Source organism: Acidaminobacter sp. JC074 (assembly GCF_022496765.1).
Lineage (GTDB): Bacteria > Bacillota > Clostridia > Peptostreptococcales > Acidaminobacteraceae > JABXKX01.
In genome coordinates this window covers 44,225-67,479 of the sequence record NZ_VANV01000005.1, presented here as the reverse complement: position 1 = coordinate 67,479, position 23,255 = coordinate 44,225, and the positions used below count along the sequence as shown (strand labels likewise).

The window sequence follows — 23,255 nt, the reverse complement described above, 5'->3', positions numbered from 1 at the left end:
TATTAAAAAAAGCCAGGAGCAATCCTGACTTTTCAACTTTTTTGAGGACATTTATGGCCATCTACAACAAACTGACATCTTTTACAGTGGAAGCAGATATTGACTTCTTTTTTATTTAGGGCCTTCTCTGTCCACTTTGGATCCGCTAAGAGTCCCCTTCCTACAGCCACCATATCTGTATAGTCATTTTCTATTAAGTATTCTGCTTGTTCAGGTCTTAAGATACCGTAAACAGAGATAACCGGTTTATTTGTATGTTCTTTCATCTTATAACCCATGTAGGTGATAAAGGATTCGGGATAATCTGATGGAATATCCAGAGACTTAATACCGATACCAGATGAGACATTAAATACATCCACTCCGGCTTGCTCTAAAAGTTTGATACCTTTTATGTCATCTTCAAAAAATGGATCATTGACCCCAAATCGATAAGAAATAATAAAGTCATCCCCAGTAGCTTGCCTTATGTCTTTGACAATATCTAGAGACAATTTGTAGCGATTTTCTGTAGAACCGCCATATGCATCACTTCTGTGATTGGCCTGAGGTGATGTAAACTGACTCAGTAGGTAGCCATGAGCCCCATGAACCTCCACGCCATCAAGACCAGCCTCTTTGGCAAGAAGGGCCGAGTTTACAAAGTGTTTCTTGATGGTTTCGATTTGGTCCTGATTCAGTTCAAGAACTTCTTTGTTTAAAGCTTCCTTATAAGATGACGTATAAACTTGATCTGGATATGCTTTGATGCCTGCATGAACGATTTGAACGATAACTAAAGCATCCTCTTTATGACAAGCTTTGGCAATTCTTTCATACTGTTTGATATGCTTGTCATCCCATATGCCGAGCTCAGTATCAACAATTCTACTTTCTTTAGAAATCCCAGCTGCTTCTACAACGATGAGGCCTGTCGCATTTCTTTTTCCATAATGTTCTTCTCTACTAACGGTTTCTAAACCTTCTTCATCAGCCCAGTTAAAACAAACCAAAGGTGGCATAACAATTCTGTTTTTACAGACTCTCTTGCCTATTTGAATGGGTGAGTTTAGTTTCATCTATGTTTCCTCCTATATGTAGCGGGTGGTGTATTTACCTTAGAAATAAAAAAGGCGGTAAAGTTGTTTCTATTTGAAAAGCCTAAACGCCTACAAATGTCTTCGATGGTTAAATCTGTGTTCTTTAAAAGGGAAGTAGCCAAATCCAAGCGAATAGTTTGATAGTACTGGTAGGGGGTCAGGTTAAAATCCTTTTTAAAGGTCCGATTAAGTTTATCTACAGATATATGAAAATGATCGGCCATTTTCTTTACAGAAAATTGATACTGTATTTGCTGAGAAATATAGTGGTCGTACTTATGACTGTCACTTTCATCGACTGTAAGGGATTGGCACTGATAGTTGTAGATATCGATCATCATGTGACTGATATGCTTCATTATCTCATGGTCTTCATTTTCATCTTTAACCAGATTGATCAGCTTTTCAAAATCTTTTTCTAGATTGTGGTTGGCTTGAATAAATGACTGGTCAAAGAGAGAACTTAACATACTTTCAAAGAGTTTGCCCCTGATATTTGCCCACAGAAGTCCAGGTGGGTAATCATGATCTGCATACATCTTATATTTACAATGATGGGGTAAAATGAAGGCATTGCCTGTATGGAGCTTATGGTGGTTGCCGTAAACTTCAATGTGCAAGGTGCCGGATAAGACATAACCCAGGACATTGGTTGGACTATTTTCTCTTTCTATCAAATAGCTTTCATCTTCATTCAATTTGCCCAACTGTCTTATATGTAAAAGATTGTTATAAGCATGCTTGTTTTCATAAAAGATCTCATTAAATAACATAGTGCCTCCCATAACAGTTTAGCAATGAATTTTATATTATGCAATTTATTCATATAAAATAGAGGGTTTCTTATATATAAAACATGCAATCTATCTGATAAACTTTGAGTATGAGTATGTAAGAAGAAAGGATTTTAGATGATTTATAGGGGACAGTATACATCGGAAATATCATTTCCTTTAGGCGGTATTGGATCAGGCAGTATCGGTTTAGCAGGTAATGGTGCTTTAATAGATTGGGAAATAAACAATAGACCCAATAGAGAGACCATCAATTCTTTTACCAACTTTGCCATCAAGGCAGAAAATGATTATGAGCTTGTAGATTTTAGACTCTTGCAAGGAGATATCTCTAAGGATTTTATGGGTGGCATGCATAAGGGCAATCATTCATGGGGCTACGGTCATGGTCCAAACAGGGGCACCATGTCTGGTATGAAGCATTTTTCTGACCATGAGTTTAAAGGCGAGTTTCCTATAGCTGAATTAAGTTTCAAAGATGAAAAGTTTCCAGGTGCTGTTACTCTAGAAGCATTTAATCCATTTATACCATCAAATGATTTGGATTCTTCAATACCTACAGCCATGTTTCATATAAGAGTAAATAATACGAGTGATCAGACCTTAAAGTATACAGTCGCACTTTCTGTGACAAATCCTTTAAAATCAGCTGGGAAAAACCACTATTTTAATGAGGATGGTCTACATGGCATTACGATGAATAGTCGCTTCAATATGAAGAGCCATTTACAGTATGGCAATGTGACCATTGCTTCAGACTGTGAAGATACTTCTTATCAAGAATACTGGTACAGGGGTGGTTGGTTTGATAATGTGACCATGTTTATCAATGATTTTTCACGCTTTGGTCCTCTAAAAAACAGAAGGTTCGACAAGACTAGAAAACTAAAGAAAGATACAGCTACCCTAGCAGGTGCGGTTAGTGTAAAGCCTGGTGAAAGCAAGATCATTAAGTTTAACATAGCCTGGTATGTGCCTAACTACTGGAAGTATTGGCTTGGGACAGTCCCAACGAAAATACCCAAGTGGAAAAATTACTATGCCAAGTTGTTTGATTCTTCAAAACAAGTATCTGAATACTGTTTCAAAGAATGGGACAGGCTTTACAGTGAGACCAAAATGTTCAAAGACACCTTATTTGAGTCCGATTTACCAGAGCCTGTATTAGATGCCATACAAGGCAATCTCGCCACTCTTAAAAGCACCACTTGTTTAAGGCTGACAGATGGTGAGTTTTACGGTTGGGAAGGCGTCAACAAAACTTGGGGTTCCTGTGAAGGCACATGCCAGCATGTCTGGAACTATGCTTACGCTTTACCTTTTTTATTTCCTAAACTAGAAAGAAGCATTCGTGATTTAGAAATGAAATACAACTTGAGTAAGTCAGGTAAGATGAACTTTAGATTGATGTTACCTCTAGGGAATGCCAAACAACCTTTTAGGGCTTGTGTGGATGGTCAGTTGGGTACAGTCATGAAGTTCTACAGAGAATGGAAAATATCTGGTAATACAAAGTGGCTTAAAAGACATTGGCCTAATATAAAAAAGTGTTTAGAGTTTACTTGGTCAGAAAAGAATCCAGACAAGTGGGACATAGATAAGACGGGCGTTTTACATGGTAGACAACACCATACCTTGGATGTTGAACTTTATGGTCCTCATGCTTGGCTGACTGGTTTTTATCATGGTGCTTTACTGGCTGGTGCTGAAATGGCAAGAGCAGTCGGTGAGTTAGATAAAGCAAGAGATTATGAGAACTTGTATCAAAAGGGTCATGAGTGGATTGAAAACAATACCTTTAATGGCGAGTATTATATACAAGATATTGATGTAAAGAGTAAGGCGGTCTTAGACAAGTACGGTGGCAATCGTTCCTTAAACATGTCTGGTGGCTACTGGGATGAAGAAACAGGAGAAATTAAATACCAAATTGGCAATGGTGTGGAAATTGATCAAGTGGTTGCAGATTGGCATGCTGATTTGATGGGACTATCTTCTATCTTCAATCAAGATCACAGAAGAAAAGCGCTTGAGAGTATCTACAAGTACAACTTTATTTCACTAAGAGATATCAACAATCCATGTCGAGTATTTGGCGTCAATGGTGAATCTGGTCTTTTGATGTGTAATTGGAAAGATATAAATGATAAGCCTAAGATTACGATTCCATATACTGAAGAAGTTATGAGTGGGTTTGAATATGCTGCCGCTTGCAACATGCTCCAGTGTGGAATGGAAAATGAGGCCTTAGAAATTGTTAAGAGTATTCGAGACCGTTATGACGGTATGAAGAGAAATCCCTTTGCAGAAATTGAGTGTGGAGCCAGTTATGCAAGAGCCATGGCTTCTTATTCATTCTTACTGACCTACTCTGGATTTAAATATGATATGACCAAGAGAATGATAGGTTTTAAACCCTTAAAAGATGGCAAGTACTTTTGGTCTATAGATGGGGCATGGGGAAGTGTGCTTGTTACACCTAAGGGAATGGATTTGAAAGTGCTCTACGGTAAGCTTGAACTTGAAAAGATTTCTCAGCCATTTAAGTCTGTAAAGACTGTACATTTAAATCGAGAGTTCCGTGAAGTGACTGTAATAGATGACGTCATTGAAGTCTCTGTGCAAATGAAATCAGGAGACCTTTTGACGATAGAGGTATAAAGGAAGTGAACGATGAGCTTAACACTAAAAGAGAAAATAACTTATGGTCTAGGCAGTCTTGGCATTTCACTGATAACAGTGATTCATATGCTGTACTTGGTTTATGTATTCTTTCCAGCTGATAATGCTGGCCTAGTTTACGTCATTCCACAGACCAGCATCTTTATGGGACTAACTGTGCTGGGTCTTGTACTGTTTGCCAGTCGGCTCTTTGATGTCATAACGGATCCGCTGGTAGCCCATTTATCTGATATGAGTAAACATCCCAAGGGGAAAAGACTACCTTTTATGAAAAGAGCAGCCTTGCCTATGGGTCTATCTTATGTCTTGGTATTCTTTGTGCCTTTTGCAGACCAGATCCACCACTTAAATGTGGTATGGTTAACCTTGTTCATGTTTTTAAGTGCCTTGTTTCTAACATTGTACTCTATTCCTTATTACTCTTTAATAGTAGATATGGGTAAATCACCTGAGGATAAGATTGATCTGGGCACTTATTCGAGCTTATTTTGGTTCTTAGGATTTCTAATCGTATCCTTTGCGACTACATCATGGGACTATTTGGAGAGTGCCTTTTCCATCACAAGGCTTCAAAGTCTGCAGTTGTCTTTTGTCATTATTGGTCTATTTGGGGTTATCTCACTTATGGTGCCAGTCATCTTTTTAGATGAAAAGAAATATGAGTCTGATATGAACCGAGAGCATATCAGTTTAAAGAAATCATTAAAAACAGCCATGGGTAATCGTAATTTCATCAGGTTTTTTAGAAGTTTGATCGCCTATGGTGTGGCTACCTATATCTTTGAGAGTGGTTTGATCTATTACATTACTGTACTGGCTCTATTGGATGAAGGTGCCCAAGGTGGCCTGACCACTATAATCGGTGTTTTAACCTTAGGCATGTATCCTCTTATCAACAAGGTCAGTAAGAAACAAGGCAAGAAACCTGTGATGGTTGTTGGTTTTATTTTATTCGGTATAAGCTTTGTATTGATAGGTTTGCTTGGTCTTGGGTCTATGAGTGTCTATCTAATACTGGGGATGATAGTACTTCTTTCACCATTCAGTCAAGCTTGTTTTACAATTCTTCCTGGTGTGGTAACAGCCGATTGTGCTTCATATGAATCCTATAAGACAGGAGAAGACCATTCAGCCATGTATATGGCCATGATAAGCTTTGGACAAAAGCTGGGTTCCAGTATAGGTATGATTTTATTTACAAGTTTTCTTTTGCTAGGAAAAGATGTTGGCAATGATTTAGGTATACGGTTGGCTGTCTTCTTTTCTGCCGGACTTTGTGTTATAGGTTTGCTATCTGTACTTTCATATGATGAAAAGGAAATCATGTCTTATGCGGGAGAACTTAAACAAGCCTCAGGTGATGCATAATTGATTTAGAGAGCTTGCAAATAATTGTATCTGTATTTATACAATTATGTAAAATCAATCACTAAAATCTTATGAATTGTATAAAAACGGCATATTTGAAATTGATTTATGCATTTAGATTTTTTCTGTTGATTTCTTAAAACCATAGGCGTATACTGACTACGGATTTTAAGGAGGTTGATTATGAAAAAAGTAATCGTCTTATTGATATGTTTAATATCTATTGTAGGTATTTTACTTTTAGCATCAAAATATGACAAAAGAGATTTTGCAGACCAAAAGGACCATGCCCTACTTTATGGGTTAAAAGATTTAGTAGATGAAAATGATATTGAAGTCTTAGAAACAATAGAATTTTCACATGCAGATTTTAAATTCTGGGGAATTCCAGATGCAAATTAAAGCCTCAAGTAGTGGGGCTTTAAATTTTTTTTGAAAAACAATGACAAAAATACAAAAAAGATGATGAAAGATTTTGATTAGAAAGATAAAAAATTGTATTGGAAAATTCATTTTTTTCGAAGTCAAATACTAGATGTTGTACATGAATTATTTTTCAAGTACTAGATAAGTGTAAAATACTAAATTCGCATAAAATTACTCGGAATTTTAACTGTAAAAAAATTGTTTAAGTTTATTAAAAGTGGCTAGATATTATGTGGGTCACTTTGTTTTTTTGTTGTACTTTTCTGTTCCAAAAAAACAACAAAAAAACAATTTCGTCGGCTGAAACAATTTAAATTACTTATGTTTAAGATTCTGTTGACACATTGTATATTGTATACTATACTGAAGTTACACTGTAGAAGTACAATAAAATAAGACTGCAAAAAAATCTTTTTTTTGCGCTTATTACACATAAGAATTCAATTCTTATGAAAGATACAAAAAGGTTAATAATCTTATACCATTAGGACATTTTGTCCGACTACTAATTTACAGGAGGGATAGTAACAATGGGTAAAGTTTTCAAGACTATGGATGGAAACTCGGCTGCTGCTTACGTATCATATGCGTTTACAGATGTAGCTGCAATCTATCCAATCACGCCTTCATCAGACATGGCGCAACATGTTGATGAAATGGCTGCTTATGGCAAGAAGAACATCTTCGGTCAAGAAGTTCTAGTTTCTGAGCTTCAATCTGAGGGTGGTGCGTCTGGTGCTGTTCATGGTTCATTACAAGGTGGTGCATTAACAACTACTTATACTGCATCTCAAGGTTTACTTTTAATGATTCCAAACATGTACAAGATCGCTGGTGAGTTATTACCATGTGTATTCCATGTTTCTGCAAGAGCTATTGCAACTCATGCGTTATCAATCTTTGGTGATCACTCAGATGTTATGTCAGCAAGACAAACTGGTTTTGCTATGATCGCTTCAGGTTCTGTTCAAGAAGTTATGGACTTAGCTGGTGTTGCTCACTTATCAACAATCAAGTCTAGAGTACCATTCTTACACTTCTTTGACGGTTTCAGAACGTCACATGAAATTTCTAAGATCGAATTAATCGATTATGCTGAATTCGAAAGATTAGTTGATATGGACGCTGTTCAAGCATTCAGAAACAACTCATTAAACCCAGAGAGACCTGTTACTAGAGGTACTGCTCAAAACCCTGACATCTTCATGCAAGCTAAAGAAGCTTCTAACAAGTTCTACGAAGCAGTTCCTGCTATCGCTCAAAGCTACATGGAAGAAATCTCAAAAGTTACTGGTAGAACTTACAACTTATTTGACTACTATGGTGCAGATGATGCAGATAGAGTTATCGTTGCTATGGGTTCTGTAACTGATACTATTGAAGAAACTATTGACTACTTAGTTGCTAAAGGCGAAAAAGTTGGTGTAATCAAAGTTAGATTATACAGACCATTTGCTCCTGAGTATATGTTAAAAGTATTACCTGAAACAGTTACAAAGATTGCTGTTTTAGATAGAACTAAAGAGCCTGGTTCAATTGGTGAGCCATTATACTTAGATATCAGATCTATGTTCTATGGAACTGACAGACAACCACTTATCGTTGGTGGTAGATATGGTCTTGGTTCAAATGAAACTAACCCATCTCAAATCAAAGCAGTATTTGATATGTTAGCTACTGAGCCTAAGAACAACTTCACTATCGGTATCAATGATGATGTTACTAACTTATCATTAGAAGTTAAAGAAGAAATCGTTACTGAAACAGAAGGTACAACTAGATGTATGTTCTGGGGTCTTGGTTCAGACGGTACTGTTGGTGCTAACAAGTCTGCTATCAAAATCATCGGTGACAAGACTGACTTATACGCTCAAGGTTACTTCTCTTATGACTCTAAGAAGTCTTACGGTATTACTGTATCTCACTTAAGATTCGGTAAAGAGAAGATCAGATCTACATACTTAATCACTGAGTCTGATTACGTTGCATGTCACAACCAATCATATGTTGTTCAATACGACATGATGAAAGGTCTTAAGAAGGGTGGTACTTTTGTACTTAACACTTCATGGACTGGCGAAGAGTTAGCTAAGAACTTACCAGCTGCAATGAAGAACTACTTAGCTAAGAACGAAATTAAGTTCTACACAATCGACGCTGTTAAGATTGCTGACGAAATTGGCTTAGGTAACAGAATCAACATGGTAATGCAATCTGCATTCTTCAAGCTTGCTGAAGTTATCGATGTTGATGACGCTATGAAATACTTAAAAGATGCTATCGTAACTGCTTACGGTAAAAAAGGTCAAAACATTGTTGATATGAACAATGCTGCAGTTGATGCTGGTGTTAACGCATTAGTTGAAGTTGAAATTCCTGCTGATTGGGCTACTACTACTGAAGGTCCTGGTATGGTTTCAGACGGTACTGCAAGAGATACTGAGTTTATCACTAAGATCTTAAGACCAGTTGCTGCTCAAAAGGGTAACGATCTTCCTGTATCTACATTTACTGGCGTTGAAGATGGTACTTTCGAAAACGGTTCTACTGACTTCGAGAAGAGAGCTATCGCTACAAACGTGCCAGAGTGGCAAGTTGACAACTGTATCCAGTGTAACCAATGTTCACTAGTTTGTCCTCATGCTGTTATTAGACCATACTTATTAGACGAAAATGAAGTAGCTAACAAGCCTGCATCATTTGTAACTAAGAAAGCTATTGGTAAAGGTTTAGAAGGATTAGAGTACAAGATCCAAGTATCAACTCATGACTGTACTGGTTGTGGTGTATGTGCTCAAGTTTGTCCATCTAAGCAAAAATCATTAATCATGAAGCCTCTTGCTTCACAAGATGTTGAATTAGAAAACTACGCTTACGCTAAGACTTTAACTATCAAAGATGATAAGATGACTAAGTCTACTGTTAAAGGTTCTCAGTTTGCTCAACCATTATTCGAGTTCTCAGGTGCTTGTGCTGGTTGTGGTGAGACTGCTTACATGAAAGCTGTAACTCAATTATATGGTGATAGAATGATCCAAGCAAACGCTACGGGTTGTTCTTCAATCTGGGGTGGTTCTGCTCCTGCTACACCATTCACTAAGAATGCTAAAGGCCAAGGTCCAGCTTGGGCGAACTCATTATTTGAGGACAACGCTGAGTATGGTTATGGTATTGCTCTTGGTGTTAAGACTGTAAGAAATCAAATTAAAGCTGAAGCTGAAAAAGTTATCGCTGCTGCTCCAGAATTAGCTGAAACATTCCAAGCATGGGTTGATTCTATGTTAGATGCTGAAGCTTCTAAGACTGCTTCTGAAGCTGTTAGAGCTGCAGTTCAAGCTGGTCATGCAAATGCTGACGTTCAAGCTGCATTCGACTTCATTAAGAAGAACGATGAGTACTTAGTTAAGAAGTCTATCTGGATCGTTGGTGGTGACGGTTGGGCTTATGACATCGGTTACGGTGGTTTAGACCACGTTCTTGCTTCTGGTGAAGATGTAAACGTATTAGTATTCGATACTGAGGTTTACTCAAACACTGGTGGTCAGGCTTCTAAGTCTACTCCAACTGCTGCTGTTGCTAAGTTTGCTGCTTCAGGTATGAAAGTTAAGAAGAAAGATCTTGGTATGATCGCTACTACTTACGGTTACGTTTACGTTGCTCAAGTAGGTATGGGTGCTAACCAAAATCAATTCATGAAGGCTCTTCAAGAAGCTGAGTCTTACAATGGTCCATCATTAATTATCTGTTACTCTCCATGTATCGCTCATGGTTTAAAGGCAGGTATGGGATCAGCTCAAGAAAGAATCAAAGAAGCTGTAGCTGCTGGTTACTGGCACTTATGGAGATTCGACCCTAGACTTAAAGATCAAGGTCAGAACCCATTCATCTTAGATTCTAAAGCACCTACTGCTAGCTACCAAGATTTCATCAGAGGTGAAGCTAGATACACAATTCTTATGAACCAATTCCCAGCTGAAGCAGAAAGATTATTTGCTAAAGCAGAGGAAGATGCAAAAGACAGATACCAGTCTTACGTAAGAATGACTGAAATGAAGTACGGTGAAGAATAAGAATAATATTCTTTAAATAATTAAGACTGCATCCTAGATGCAGTCTTATTTTTAATGGTTGTCTTTTGATTTAATTGTATCTATGTATTCGCTTAAGACAGTTTCAGCAAAGTATTCTGATGAATATCTGATAACACTGTCTCTTGTTTGATCTAAAAGAGAATCATAATAATCTTTGTCTTGCATCTTAAGAATACAATCTGAAATGTCCTCATCACTAGAAAAGAGTAGGCCGTTGTAATCGTCTTTTACAATTTCTATAAAGGCTTTATCATCAGCACAGATAACAGGGACCTCAGAAGACAGCGCTTCTATAACTGTTAGGCCCTGAGTTTCAAATCTTGAAGCCGTTATAAAGGTGTCCCCCAATTGGTAGTAGTAGGCAATCTCCTCCCAGGGTACCTTACCAAGAAGTTTGATATTATCTCTATAGGCTTCTGTATCTTTTAAAAGGGACTTGTATTCTGGTCCATCTCCAATAATTAAAAACTTGATATGTGGATTAGTAGGCACGATTTTCTTAACCGCTTCCACGATGGCACGTGTATTTTTTTCCTTGCTCATCCTTCCTATATTCAGACATACAAAATCATCTTCTTTTAGACCGAGTTTGGTCCTGAGTTCATGGGTATGTGGATCGTCTCTTTTTATCATAAACTTAGAAAAATCCAGTCCTGTTGGAATAGTAGTTAAAGGTGTCTCTACCTTATAATCTTCTAGGACTTTTCTCGTCTTTTCAGTTGGTACAATTATTTTTTGACAAGCATCAGCAAATTCTCTAACATAAACCTTCATCACACCTGTTGCCACTCTTTCAGTAGTTTTGAAATTAGTGACGTAGTGGATGAAGTCATCATACATGGTATGGTAGGTATGGATTTGAGCTATTTTACTTTTTCTAGCTATGTAAGTACCCAGAAGACCTATTGAAAACTCTGTATGAGAATGAACGATATCTAGGTGCATGTCTTCGATGATTTTATCAATTCTTTCTGGTATTAAAAGGTTTGCCAGTCTGTAATCAGTCCCTTTTAAAACCTTCATACCAGGTATTCTTAGAATTTTACCATCATACTCAGAATGAAGGGTTGAGTCATTGATGGTGATGATATAAACTGTGTGGCCCATCTTTTCTAGTTCCTTAGTTAAAACGTGGATACTTGTTGCGACACCATTGATCTGTGGCATATAAGTATCAGTAAACATACCGATGGTCAATTTCTCTGGATTGTCACCAGGCTTTTTCGTCATAAACTTAAAACTAGATTCATTTAATAGCCATTTTAAAACTCTTGATGAATAGTACTTTCTTGTTCTAAATCCCTGAGATTTATAAAGTTCCTCTGCAGCCTTGTTGGAAGCAGATACATGGAGTGACAGTTTTTTAAAGCCCTTATGTAAAGCGAACTCATCAGCTTTTTTAAGAAGGGATGAAGCAATACCTTGTCGTCTAGCCTGGTCTGTAATGGCAATGGCTTCTATGTAACATTCACCTTTTTCTGGTACTTCTATAAGGGCAAGTGTTGCTAAGAAAGTTTTAAAGAGCTTTCTTTTGCTGTATTTCTTTCTAAGCTCAATAAGGTCTAGAAACTCAGTTTTCTGTTTAAGCTCACGCCAGTTTAAGTTAATGGCACCGAGTATCTGGTCATCAGATTCTGCTACAAAGTAACCTTCTACTGGTTTCTTAGGAAAAAATTCTATGTCTGAAAAGAACTCGGTCAGTTCGTCATCATTATAATCAAATGGGTGTTTAAAGCGATCATTAAAGGCATGGCTCATGATTTTTACGACTTGGTCGTAATCGCTTTCTCTATATTCTCTAATTATGTAATTCATATCAACCTCCAGTTCTATTATCATGAAAGCTTCTTTAAATTTCAAGAAAAAACGGCCATAAGCCGTTATAATTTTTTCTCAATTTTTTCAAGTGCATTTGCAATTCTTTCGAGTGAACGGTTAATGGTGTCTAGTGGATCTTCAAGCTCCTTTAACTGTTCCATTTCTATGTCTAATATTTCGAGGACCTTTTTAAGTTGGTTTGCCGGCAGTGGTTTATCACCTTTTTCATAATATGAATACGCCGGTTGAGAGATGTTCAGCTTTTTAGCCATATCCTTTTGAGTCAAGCCTTTTTCTTTTCTTGTCATAAGAATGGTCTCTTTGATGCCTCTAATATTAGTCATAGTTTTACTCCTTTCTGGTACGAATACTCGTGTACAGTATTGTAATTATAGGAGACAAATAGCAAAGTATTGCAAAGGGTGCATATTGTAATGCTGATATGCCTGTGATACCTAAGATTATCAAACTGTTTACATTCCAAAACTCTAAGGGTGCGATAATAGTACCTGTATCTGCGATGGTTCTTGCCAGTACTTCATGTTTTAAGTTCATTTCATCGTACTTGTCCTTTAGGATATTGCCGGGTACAACAATACCAATGGTTTGATCACAAGTGATGGATGTTAAAAACATTGAGATGATCCCTGTTTTAAAGACCAGGGATGTTTTTGTCTTGGTGCCTGCAAGAATCCTGTCAAAAATCGGATTTAATGTTTTCTGATGTGTTAAGAGGCCGTTTAAGACGATGGCTGCTGTTACGATCAGTAAAACTTCAACCATTGGCAGTATGCCGCCTGCTTTTAAGATACTATCAATAAAAGGTTGTCCTGTATTAGCTTTATAACCAAATATAACTGACTTAAACCATAAACTTACAGAAATTTTTTGATAGAAGATAGTAATCAAACTTCCTGTAGTAAAAATGGCCAGCATATTCTTTAAAACATTGATACCACTAAGGGCCATAACAATGATGGCAAGAGGTATTAGAAACAAAAGCGGTGTAATCTTATAGTTTTCAAAAAGCGTTTCTTGATAACCTGTTAAGACACTTGTATCCACGGCAGTTGTAAGGGAAGAACCCAATATGTAATAAATCAAACCAGTGATCAAACAAGTGATTAATAGTGGCCCGATGGCTGCCTTAAAGTAGCGCTTGTAGTCAATACTTGTTACTTCAATGGTCAGGTTAGTAAGGGCTGATACCGGTGATATCTTATCTGAAATAAATGCCCCTGATACAATGGCACCTAATAGGATGGGTTCTGGTAAACCAAAACCTTTACCGATGCCATACAAGGCAAGTCCTACTGTAGACAGGGTGCCTAGGCCTGTTCCCATGACCGTTGATAAGATGGCTGTACAGACAAATGAGAATGCTAAAAAGTTGACACCTGCAATTTTATCAAAACCAAAATAGATGGTCGTCGGTATGATACCAGAGGACATCCAGATGGAGATATTTGCCCCTAGTAGCAAGATGATCAAATAAAGTGACTTACAGGTTTTAACGCCCTCTAAAGCCGTTTTATAGGCTATTTTCTTATCTTTTATGCTTGCCGTTAATATTAAGATGGCAGCTAGAAATCCCCAAAATAAAGAGATGTCTAAAACAACACATGATGCGATGCATAGTATGACGATGATTAACATAGTTACTCCTTTAAAGTTGCAATGATTTTTTTAGGTGATTCGATTATTTCAAAAGCATGATAAATGCTGGTAACAACTAGGTCTGCTTCTAAAAGGGCTTTAAGGCTTGCTCCTTCTCTTTCTATAACACCAATTGAAAGGCCGGCTTTATTAAACATCAAGTGGTCTATGGCACCATTACCAATTGCCAGACAGTGGTCAGGCTGGTGTTTAGAAATAATATCAGCCTTTTCTTTTGCTGTATTTGCCAAAATGACATGGATGTTTGTATCTTCAAATGCTTGTCTGACTGTTCCGAAGGTATCGCCTGTGATGACGTATACTTGATAATTTTCACTGAGATCACGCAGATTTTTTTTAATACCTGTCATAAGTTGACCATTGTTTGCTATGGTACCATTGTAATCGATAAAAATTGAATCAATCTCATATGTACCAAGCCCTGTTATTTCAATATTCATAAGCCACTCCTTTTTTTTATATGGTAATCCTAAAATTACATTTTTACAACCTATTTAATTGAAAAAAATTTAATGTTAAATTATAATTAAACTAGTTTAAGACTGTATTGGTGGGTATGTATAATATAGTTGATAAGGAGTGCAAGATATGAAGAATTACAAATGTCCAAAATGTAGCTACATCTATAAGCCTGAAAGAGGTGACTGGATGAGTGGCGTAGAAAAAGGCACCCCGTTTGAAGCATTACCTGATGATTGGAAATGCCCAACATGCGGTGAACCTAAGGATTTTTTTGAGGAGGTAGAATAATGAACCAAAAGGTAGTAGAAGCTTTAACAGCACAAGTAAATAAAGAATTTTATTCAGCATACCTATATTTAGCAATGAACCAACACTTTGAAGGTGAAGGCATGCCTGGTATGGCAAACTGGATGTACCAACAATTCCAAGAGGAACAATTCCATGCTAAAAAAATGCTTAAGTACTTAAACTCTAGAGGTCAAAAAGTTATTTTGGAAGCAATTGAAAAACCATTAATCGAGTGGCCGTCTACAATGGCTGTATTTGAGAATGTTTTAGAGCATGAAGAGTCAATCACTGCTTCAATTAATGCCATTCAAGGTATAGCAGTAGATGAAAAAGATTTCGCGACTATGAATTTCTTACAATGGTTTATCGATGAGCAAATTGAAGAAGAAGAAAATGCATCAAATCTTATCAAGCAGCTTGAGCTTATTGGTGACAACGGTTATGGTCTTCTAATGTTAGATAAAGAATTAGCTCAAAGAACATTTGCTGAGCCTGCGGCTGAATAATGTTTATTCACAAGAAAGTTAGATTGAATGCATCGATAACACAATCGATGCGTTTCTTTCTTATAGAAAAAGAAGTGGCTAAATGGCTGGGTCAGGCCACCATTGAAAACAAAACTGGTGGCAAATACCTCTTAAATCTTGAGTTTGAGGATAAAAGATGGGCAAGTGACACAGTTTTATTGGAAAAGGTCTTTGAATCACGCTTAAAATTTGATATGATAACGGCTGAGGCTAAATTACCGTCTTCAGTTGAATTTAACTTTATGCCGTGTACTTCTAAGACTGAGTATTGTACAGAAATTCATTTGATCCACAGAAACACGGGTGAGGATCAAGACATCATGAGCAGGTTCTGGGATGAAAAGTTAGACAAGCTGAGAAAACACTTTAATAATGATTGGGTTATTGAAGACAGAGATTTGGTATTGTCCGTTTTAAAGGGCGGCTTCTAGAAAGGAAGAACTATGAATTATAGATTGACAATCAGCTACGATGGTAGCAGATACAAAGGCTGGCAGCGCCTTGGCGATACCGACATGACTATTCAACAAAAGCTAGAAAATGCCTTGTTTGAAATGTTTTTCGAGCCTGTAGAAGTACATGCTTCTGGTAGAACAGATGCAGGTGTACATGCAGTAGGACAAGTAGCAAACTTTAAGGTAGATAAAGATGTAACACCAAAGGAAATCAAGGAGTATTTATACAGATACTTACCGGATGATATTGTTGTAACAAGTGTAAAGAAGGTAGATGATCGTTTCCATGCAAGACTAAATGCAACTGAGAAGACTTATGTTTATAAGATCTACAATGATTTCTATCATGATCCCTTCTTAAGAAAACATGTTTTACATGTTCAAGAACACCTTGAACTTGAAGCTATGAAAAAAGCTGCAGCTTACTTTGTAGGCGAGTATGATTTTTCTGCATTTACAACAGCCAAGTCTAAGAAGAAGTCACATATCAGAGAGATTAAATCGATTGAGATTTTAAAATCTGGTCATGAAATTGATATTACTATTACAGCCAATGGTTTCTTACACAATATGGCTAGAAAAATAGTGGGTACAATTTTAGAGGTTGGTCTAGGTAACTTTAAGGCAACTGCAGTACCGGGTATTATCAACGATAGAGACCGTGCTAAAACAGGTACTATGGCACCAGCAAAGGGTCTTTATTTATACAATGTAAAATACTAGGAATGACTTGGTCATTCTTTTTTTTTAGGTTATTGTCAACTTGATAAAAAAATGTGTTGACAATAAAGTCAAGTCCTAGTATCATACTAGTTGTATGAAGGGAGACGTTATGAAATTAACAGTTAAAGATATGGTATTATGTGCTTTATTCGCAGCACTTATTTCTATTGGTGCACTAGGTTCTATTCCACTACCGGGTGGTATTCCATTTTCGATTCAGCCTTTACTGGCTATGTTAGCAGGTGCTGTGCTTGGATCTAAAAGAGGGGCAATCTCAATGACATTATACATGTTCATGGGTGTTGTTGGTTTACCGGTATTTTCAAATGGTGCAGGTGGTTTCGGTTATATTTTAGCACCATCATTTGGTTACATCATCGGTTTTATCTTCTGTGCTTATGTAACAGGTTTAATCGTAGAAAAATCAAGAGCTAATAATTCTAAAGTTGGTATGGTGATTGCGCCATTTGCTGGTTTAATGGTAGATTATATCATTGGTGTGCCTTATTTATACATGATTTTCAATCTCGTTATGGGCAAGGCAATTGATGTGAACACAGCACTTGTTTATGGATTCTATCCATTCATCCTTTTAGATTTATTAAAAGCTGCTCTAGTGGTTGTAGTCATCTTTGGCTTATTACCTAGACTGGAAAGACAAGGTATTTTAGCATAGAAAAATGATGCCTAAGCATCATAGTTCAATGGTTTCATAAAGACGAGGGATATAAGTATCAAACTTGTATCTCTCTTTTATTTTTTTGTTAAAGGCTTCAATGGCTTCAAAGTCACCATGGACTAAGAAGAGTTTTTTCGGTCTTACATTGGTCAGCCATTCAAGCAGCTCTTCTTGGTCTGCATGACCCGAAAAACCGTGTAGTGTAAAGACATTTGCCCGATTTTTTACTTCCTCGCCATAGATCATGATATCTTTTTTATTTTGAATCTTCCTACCTTGGCTTTCTTCAGCCTGATAACCGACAAAGACGATGCTTGTGGTCTCTTTTTCTAGATAGGTCTTAAGGTGGTGAAGAATTCTTCCTGCATCACACATACCACTTGCAGAAATTAAAACTTTTGGCACCTTAGAATAGTCTAATTTATAGGATGTAGAAGCATCATCGATAAATTGAAGATTTTTCATTTCAAATGGGTGTTTCTTGCCTTTGATTTTCTGAATGATTTCAGGCTTCATACCATCTAAGTCTTTTTCAAAGACCTTGGTAGCATTGATGGCCATGGGACTGTCTACATAAAATGGAATATGAGATAAAGGTCTGTCCAGTTGATTTAGACCATAAATAATATCTTGTGTTCTGCCAACTGAAAATGCTGGTATGATAACCGTTCCCTTGTTTTCTATGGTTTCTAAGATGATGTCTGCCAATCTATCAAATCGGATGTTCATCTGTTTATGGAGCCTATTGCCATAGGTAGACTCTACAAAGATATAATCTGCCTGAATAGCTGGTCTAGGTGGTAAAAGTATCTGCGAGTGATAGGTACCGACATCACCGGAGAATAAAAGACTTTTCCCTTCAAGTGTTAAATAAACATGGGCAGACCCCAAAAGGTGGCCGGCATTTAAAAACTTAACCGATATGTCATTTGTGATTTTATAAGTTTCCTCATAAGGCAGGGGATTGAAATACTGGAGTGTGTTAATGACATCATTGACGTCGTAGTAAGGTTCAATTAAATCCAAACCTGCCTTCAATCTTTTTTCGTTTTCTTTTTCAGTTTCTACTTCATGAATTTTACCAGAGTCCTTTAAGAGTATATCTGATAAGGAAGCTGTACCACGTGTCATAAAGACCCGTCCTGTAAAGCCTTCTTTAACCAGTCTAGGCAGTCTGCCTGTATGGTCGATGTGGGCATGGGTTAAGACAACAAAATCAAGTGATTTTGGATCAAATGGAAAAGGTTCACGATTTTTACGCTCTTCTTCTGAAGAGCCTTGAAATTGACCACAATCGATTAGAAATGATGTTTTGTCACTTTGAATATGATAACAGGACCCTGTAACGCCTTCTTGTGCTCCGAGAAATTGTAGTTTCATATCTACCTCCATTTCCTTATATTTTATATATACCTGTTTAAGAGAAAAAAACACATTAATTTTCTATTTAAAGTCCCCTAGAAGGTACCTTTTCGTGGGTATTTCAAGTATAATGAGAGTGTTAGATAAAAGGGGTATTTTATGAAATATTTAAAGTTTAGCTATAAAAATGAAAAGGCTATCGGTATTCTAGAAAATGATCATGTTTATCCACTTCAATCCAATGGTTCATGGATAAAAAATATGATCTCATACATAGAAAGTCCTTGTGGGACTAGGGGGCAAGGTATCTCTATTGAAGATGTAAAAATATTGTCACCCATTGAATATCCGAGAAGAAACATCATTTGTTTAGGTAAGAATTACAAGGAACATGCTTTAGAGATGAAGGGAAAAATCACGGATGCTGTAGTGGTACCGGATGCGCCCATATATTTTTCAAAGGCCTGTTATAAGACCATCGGTCATGGAGAGACCATAACAGGTCATAAGGGTGTTTCTGATATGGTGGACTATGAAGTTGAACTGGCAATTATCATTGGAAAAGAGGGCTTAAATATAGGAAAAGATCAGGTCAGAGATCATATATTTGGTTATACCATCGCCAATGATGTATCAGCTAGAGACTTACAGAAAAACCACTTTCAGTGGCTAAAAGGCAAAAGCCTAGACGGTTTCTGTCCATTAGGACCTGTCATCATTGAAAGAGATGATGTGGCTTATCCGCCGGCTTTAGATATTAAATGTTATGTCAATGATGAACTGAGACAAGATGCTAAAACAGACGATCTTATATTTGATATAGATACCATCGTGTCTGACCTTTCAAAGGGTATGACACTGCTTCCGGGTGATATTATTTTAACCGGTACACCTTCTGGTGTGGGTATGGGCTTTAAGCCGCCTAAGTACTTATCATCAGGGGATGTCATCAAATGTGAGATTGAACATATAGGAAGACTCATCAACACTTTAGACTAGAAAGAGAGAAAAATGAAGAAATTAGCGATCATACTAATTATAGCCATGTTATTAGTGGCTTGCGGCAACAACAACACAGAAGTAGTCAACAATGTAGCTGTAGATTTAACAAATGTTGATGAAGCTATAAATGATACTGAAGAAACAACAGAAACAGATGTAGAAGAGACGGAAGTAACTGAAGAGACAGATGCTGAAGAAATTGAAGTAACTGAAGAGACAGATGCTGAAGAAACTGAAGTAACTGAAGAAACAGAAGAGACTGAAGAGACTGATGCAACAGAAGAAACGGATGCAACGGAAGAAACAGATGCAACTGAGGAGACTGATGCAACAGAAGAGGCTGAAGAAGTAGTTGAGCCAGTAGATTATACAGCAAATATATCTAAGCCTTATGATGATGTAGATTATACACCTTTTGAAAAGGTTGAGTCTTATGAATCTAATCCAGCGATTGAAGTAAAAGGTATTTATGTAACAGCTCATACAGCTGCCCTTGATCGTATGGATGATATTATTGAACTGATCAATACAACAGAGTTAAATGCAGTTGTTATTGATGTAAAAAATGACTCAGGTTATACACTTTTCTATTCTGAAGCTGCAGAGGAATATGTACCTGATGCCAATAATTATGTGCAAATAAAAGATATGGAAGCTTTCATGAAAAAGTTGAAAGACAACAACATCTACACCATTGCAAGAATTGTAACTTTCAAGTCGCCATTATATGCAGTTAAGTATCCTGACCGTGCCATTACTTACAAAGGGTCAGATCAAGTATACTATGCAGATGGTGCTTACTGGGCATCTCCATTTGATGAGAACTTATGGAAATACAATGTAGCTATTGCCAAAGAGGCGGTAGAGTATGGCTTTAATGAAGTTCAGTTTGACTATGTAAGATTCCCTGCTGTAAAGTCTTCTGTTAAGAAAAACTTAGACTTTGGAAATCCTGATAACCATTCATGGACATATGCGATTCAAAATTTTGTTAAGTATGCTCAATCAGAAATTAGTCCAATGGAAGCTTACATTGCCTTAGACGTATTTGGTTGGACAGCAACAACAATCAATGACTCAGGTATTGGTCAGCACTGGGAAGGTATGAGTAATGTAGCAGACTACATGTGTCCAATGGTTTATCCATCTCACTATGGTCCTAATATCTTTGGTCTACCAGTACCGGATGCAGCACCTTATAAAACTGTTTACAATGCTATGTTAGATTCTCAAGAGAGAAATGCCAACATTGAAACACCAGCGAAGTTAAGACCTTGGCTACAAGCCTTTACTGCTAAATGGGTAAAAGGTTATATTCCATACGGAACAACTGAAATTAGAGCTCAGATTCAAGCTTGTGAGGACTTAGGTATCAACGATTATATTTTCTGGAATCCAGGTAATAATTACAACAAGAATTGGTTTGAACAGGAGCAATAATGGGGATAAAAATAGTAACAGATTCAACAGCCTATATACCAAAGACTCTTCTTGAGTCTTTGGACATTAGAGTCTTATCACTCTCAGTAGTATTTGGTGAAGAAATCTATAAAGAAACAGAAATTCCATATGAAACATTTTATCAGAAGCTAGTGGATTCTGAGGAACTACCAACTTCTTCTCAACCTATTATTTTAGAAGTTCAGGAAATGTTTGAAGAAGTCCTTAAAGCAGGTCATGATTTGATAGGTGTCTTTTTATCATCTGACATGTCTGGCACTTATCAAACGGCTTGTATGATTGCATCTCAACTGTCAGACAAGTATCCTGATAGAAAAATACAAATCATCGATTCAAGATCTAATTGCATGCAGATGGGTTTAGCTGTTTTAAAAGGAGCTGAAAAGCTAGAAGATTCATTTGAGTCTGTTTTAGGGACCATTCATCATGTCATTGATCACAGTCGTTTCGTATTTATACCTGAAACCTTGGAGTTTCTGAAAAAGGGTGGACGAATAGGTTCGGCTAAAGCCCTTTTATCAAGTGTTCTTCAAATCAAACCTATTCTAACGGTTGATGATGGCAAGACATCTGTTATCAACAAGGTTAGAACAAGAAAAAAAGCCATTCAGGCTTTAATAGATATATTTAGAAAAGATCAAAGTGATCATACCATTACAGGTGGTTATGTCCATCATATCAATTGTCTAGAAGATGCAAAGAAGTTATCTGTGAGACTGGGTGAATCCTTTGATGTAACAGCAATTGGTCCTGTCATTGGCACCCATGTAGGACCTGGTGCAATTGGTATTGCTTATTGTTGGGAGTAAAATATGACAAGAAAGAGAAAGACTGGCGCCTTAATATTTATAGCACCTGTTTTAATCATTGCCATCGCAGTCATTGTGTTGGTTTTTCTTGATGTCTTTAATACAAAGCTGTTTTTACAGATTAAGTCTGTATTCGGCTTTGTTTTTAATTTCTACGTCGTTGCAGCAGTTATACTGGTATTTCTTGAAAAAAGAAACCCTCAGAGAATGATTTCTTGGCTTTTGGTTCTGGTTTTATTTCCTGGTGTGGGTCTGGTCTTTTACTTGACCTTTGGTCGGTCTTTTAGGAAGTCCTACCGTGTAAAGCATAAGCGTATGGATGATTATCCTAAATGGCTTGAAGATATGTCGAGAAGAGACATTGAATGGCTAGATACCCTAGACCGGGATGTAGATGATTTATCCAAGACCTTGATTCAACTCTTGCAGTCTAACTCTGAATCAAGACTTTTACTTAAGAACAAGGTCAAGGTGATGGCAGATGGGGCCATTACATTTATGGTCATGTTAGAAGAACTAGAAAAAGCTCAGTCTGTCATTAACTTCATGTTCTTTATTATAAAGGAAGATGATTTGGGCAATCGCTTTAAAGACGTCCTTATAGAAAAAGCCAAACAAGGTATAGAGGTCAACTTCTTATACGATGCCGTTGGTTCTTGGAAATTATCACAAACCTATAAAAATGAGCTTTCAGAAGCAGGTGTGAATGTCAGAGCCTTTTTACCGGTGCTGACGCCCTTTGCTTCTAGAAACTTTAACTATAGAAACCATAGAAAAATCGTTACCATTGATGGTCAGGTGGGCTTTGTTGGTGGTCTTAATATTGGTGATGAATATGTGGGCAAAAAAGAATACTTTGGCTACTGGCGTGATACCCATCTTATGTTAAAGGGTGAATCGGTTTATGCCCTTAATAATATCTTCTTAGATGACTGGGTCTTCTCAGGTGGCCACATTGAATCTTTGGATAAGCATTATCCACCACAAAACATTGAAAGACAGACCTTGATGCAGATTGTCAGCTCAGGTCCTGACTCTGACAAACATGTGATTATGCAGGGCTTCTTTAAGATGATTGCCTCTGCTAAAAAAAGCATATGTATCACGTCACCTTATCTGGTACCGGAAGATGCTCTACTTGTTGCCATAAAAACAGCTGCCTTGAGTGGGGTGGATGTAAAAATCATTATACCGGATGTGGCAGACCACTTTATGGTTTACTGGGCCAACCAGTCTTATATTGAAAACCTGCTTGAAAATAAGGTTAAGATCTATGCTTACAAGGGTGGATTTATACATGCCAAGTCACTCTTAGTTGATGGTGTGTGTGCATCAGTTGGTACAGCCAATCTAGATATTCGGTCTATGGAACTTAATTTTGAGGTCAATGCCTTTATCTACGATGAATCAGTTGTCAGTGATTTAAGAAATGACTTCGAAGAAGACTTAAGACGGTCAGAGAAGATTGTACTTGAAGAGTTTAAAAAGAGAAAATTCTATAGAAAGGTGTTAGAAGTGTTTGGTAGATTGGTATCACCACTTCAGTAATATA

General features: G+C 37.1%; 20 protein-coding genes. 13 read left to right on the top strand and 7 right to left on the bottom strand.

Features of this window, described 5'->3' with window-relative positions:
• Positions 1–32: 32 nt before the first annotated feature.
• Together EZV73_RS06340 and EZV73_RS06335 are read right to left on the bottom strand one after the other, a co-directional pair.
• Positions 33–1,058, bottom strand: coding sequence for an NADH:flavin oxidoreductase (locus tag EZV73_RS06340; RefSeq protein ID WP_240839406.1), 1,026 nt, complete (start codon positions 1,056–1,058; stop codon positions 33–35).
• A complete protein-coding gene (locus tag EZV73_RS06335; protein ID WP_240839404.1) occupies positions 1,055–1,852 on the bottom strand; it encodes an AraC family transcriptional regulator in 798 nt (265 codons plus the stop codon). Before EZV73_RS06335 ends, EZV73_RS06340 begins: the two co-directional genes overlap by 4 nt.
• A 138-nt stretch (positions 1,853–1,990) precedes the next feature.
• On the opposite strand from EZV73_RS06335, the gene EZV73_RS06330 reads away from it, so the two are divergent.
• The 4 genes from EZV73_RS06330 to nifJ all read left to right on the top strand — a co-directional run bounded on the left by EZV73_RS06330 (position 1,991) and on the right by nifJ (position 10,419).
• Positions 1,991–4,534, top strand: coding sequence for a GH116 family glycosyl-hydrolase (locus EZV73_RS06330; protein ID WP_240839402.1), 2,544 nt, complete (start codon positions 1,991–1,993; stop codon positions 4,532–4,534).
• Positions 4,535–4,546: 12 nt separating this feature from the next.
• Positions 4,547–5,923 (top strand): MFS transporter, encoded by a 1,377-nt coding sequence (locus tag EZV73_RS06325; protein ID WP_240839401.1) that lies wholly within the window; start codon positions 4,547–4,549, stop codon positions 5,921–5,923.
• A 183-nt stretch (positions 5,924–6,106) separates the two neighbouring features.
• Positions 6,107–6,325 carry a hypothetical protein gene (locus EZV73_RS06320; protein WP_240839400.1) on the top strand — a complete coding sequence of 73 codons (219 nt, stop codon included), beginning with the start codon at positions 6,107–6,109 and terminating at the stop codon, positions 6,323–6,325.
• A 554-nt stretch (positions 6,326–6,879) separates the two neighbouring features.
• Positions 6,880–10,419 (top strand): pyruvate:ferredoxin (flavodoxin) oxidoreductase, encoded by a 3,540-nt coding sequence (gene nifJ, locus EZV73_RS06315; RefSeq protein ID WP_240839399.1) that lies wholly within the window; start codon positions 6,880–6,882, stop codon positions 10,417–10,419.
• 51 nt (positions 10,420–10,470) lie between these two features.
• On the opposite strand, the gene EZV73_RS06310 is transcribed toward nifJ, so the two are convergent.
• The 4 genes from EZV73_RS06310 to EZV73_RS06295 all read right to left on the bottom strand — a co-directional run bounded on the left by EZV73_RS06310 (position 10,471) and on the right by EZV73_RS06295 (position 14,375).
• The gene (locus EZV73_RS06310) at positions 10,471–12,255 is read right to left on the bottom strand and encodes a GNAT family N-acetyltransferase (RefSeq protein ID WP_240839398.1); all 1,785 of its coding nucleotides are present in this window, start codon (positions 12,253–12,255) and stop codon (positions 10,471–10,473) included.
• 65 nt (positions 12,256–12,320) lie between these two features.
• Positions 12,321–12,602: a helix-turn-helix domain-containing protein gene (locus EZV73_RS06305; protein ID WP_240839397.1), complete on the bottom strand. Its 282-nt coding sequence runs from the start codon at positions 12,600–12,602 to the stop codon at positions 12,321–12,323.
• Between the two features lie 4 nt (positions 12,603–12,606).
• A complete protein-coding gene (locus EZV73_RS06300; protein ID WP_240839396.1) occupies positions 12,607–13,914 on the bottom strand; it encodes a Na+/H+ antiporter NhaC family protein in 1,308 nt (435 codons plus the stop codon).
• 2 nt (positions 13,915–13,916) lie between these two features.
• Positions 13,917–14,375 (bottom strand): ATPase P, encoded by a 459-nt coding sequence (locus EZV73_RS06295; protein ID WP_240839394.1) that lies wholly within the window; start codon positions 14,373–14,375, stop codon positions 13,917–13,919.
• Between the two features lie 148 nt (positions 14,376–14,523).
• Between EZV73_RS06295 and EZV73_RS06290 the strand changes: the two genes are divergently transcribed.
• The 5 genes from EZV73_RS06290 to EZV73_RS06270 all read left to right on the top strand — a co-directional run bounded on the left by EZV73_RS06290 (position 14,524) and on the right by EZV73_RS06270 (position 17,066).
• A complete protein-coding gene (locus EZV73_RS06290; RefSeq protein WP_240839393.1) occupies positions 14,524–14,685 on the top strand; it encodes a rubredoxin in 162 nt (53 codons plus the stop codon).
• Positions 14,685–15,191, top strand: a complete 507-nt coding sequence (locus EZV73_RS06285) for a ferritin (RefSeq protein ID WP_240839391.1) — start codon at positions 14,685–14,687, stop codon at positions 15,189–15,191. The genes EZV73_RS06290 and EZV73_RS06285 overlap by 1 nt, the downstream gene beginning before the upstream one ends.
• 23 nt (positions 15,192–15,214) lie before the next feature.
• Positions 15,215–15,643, top strand: a complete 429-nt coding sequence (locus tag EZV73_RS06280; protein WP_240839389.1) for an SRPBCC domain-containing protein — start codon at positions 15,215–15,217, stop codon at positions 15,641–15,643.
• A gap of 12 nt (positions 15,644–15,655) precedes the next feature.
• Positions 15,656–16,390, top strand: a complete 735-nt coding sequence (gene truA, locus EZV73_RS06275; protein ID WP_240839387.1) for a tRNA pseudouridine(38-40) synthase TruA — start codon at positions 15,656–15,658, stop codon at positions 16,388–16,390.
• A 109-nt stretch (positions 16,391–16,499) separates the two neighbouring features.
• On the top strand, positions 16,500–17,066 hold the full coding sequence (locus tag EZV73_RS06270) for a biotin transporter BioY (RefSeq protein ID WP_240839385.1): 567 nt from the start codon (positions 16,500–16,502) through the stop codon (positions 17,064–17,066).
• An 18-nt stretch (positions 17,067–17,084) separates the two neighbouring features.
• On the opposite strand, the gene EZV73_RS06265 is transcribed toward EZV73_RS06270, so the two are convergent.
• Positions 17,085–18,449 (bottom strand): MBL fold metallo-hydrolase RNA specificity domain-containing protein, encoded by a 1,365-nt coding sequence (locus tag EZV73_RS06265; RefSeq protein ID WP_240839383.1) that lies wholly within the window; start codon positions 18,447–18,449, stop codon positions 17,085–17,087.
• Positions 18,450–18,590: 141 nt separating this feature from the next.
• Between EZV73_RS06265 and EZV73_RS06260 the strand changes: the two genes are divergently transcribed.
• The 4 genes from EZV73_RS06260 to cls are packed head-to-tail and all read left to right on the top strand — an operon-like array spanning position 18,591 to position 23,251.
• On the top strand, positions 18,591–19,430 hold the full coding sequence (locus EZV73_RS06260) for a fumarylacetoacetate hydrolase family protein (RefSeq protein ID WP_240839382.1): 840 nt from the start codon (positions 18,591–18,593) through the stop codon (positions 19,428–19,430).
• Between the two features lie 12 nt (positions 19,431–19,442).
• Positions 19,443–20,873, top strand: coding sequence for a putative glycoside hydrolase (locus EZV73_RS06255; protein WP_240839380.1), 1,431 nt, complete (start codon positions 19,443–19,445; stop codon positions 20,871–20,873).
• On the top strand, positions 20,873–21,703 hold the full coding sequence (locus EZV73_RS06250; protein ID WP_240839378.1) for a DegV family protein: 831 nt from the start codon (positions 20,873–20,875) through the stop codon (positions 21,701–21,703). The genes EZV73_RS06255 and EZV73_RS06250 overlap by 1 nt, the downstream gene beginning before the upstream one ends.
• Positions 21,704–21,706: 3 nt before the next feature.
• Entirely contained in the window at positions 21,707–23,251 is a 1,545-nt protein-coding gene (gene cls / locus EZV73_RS06245) for a cardiolipin synthase (protein WP_240839376.1), read from the top strand.
• Positions 23,252–23,255: the final 4 nt, after the last annotated feature.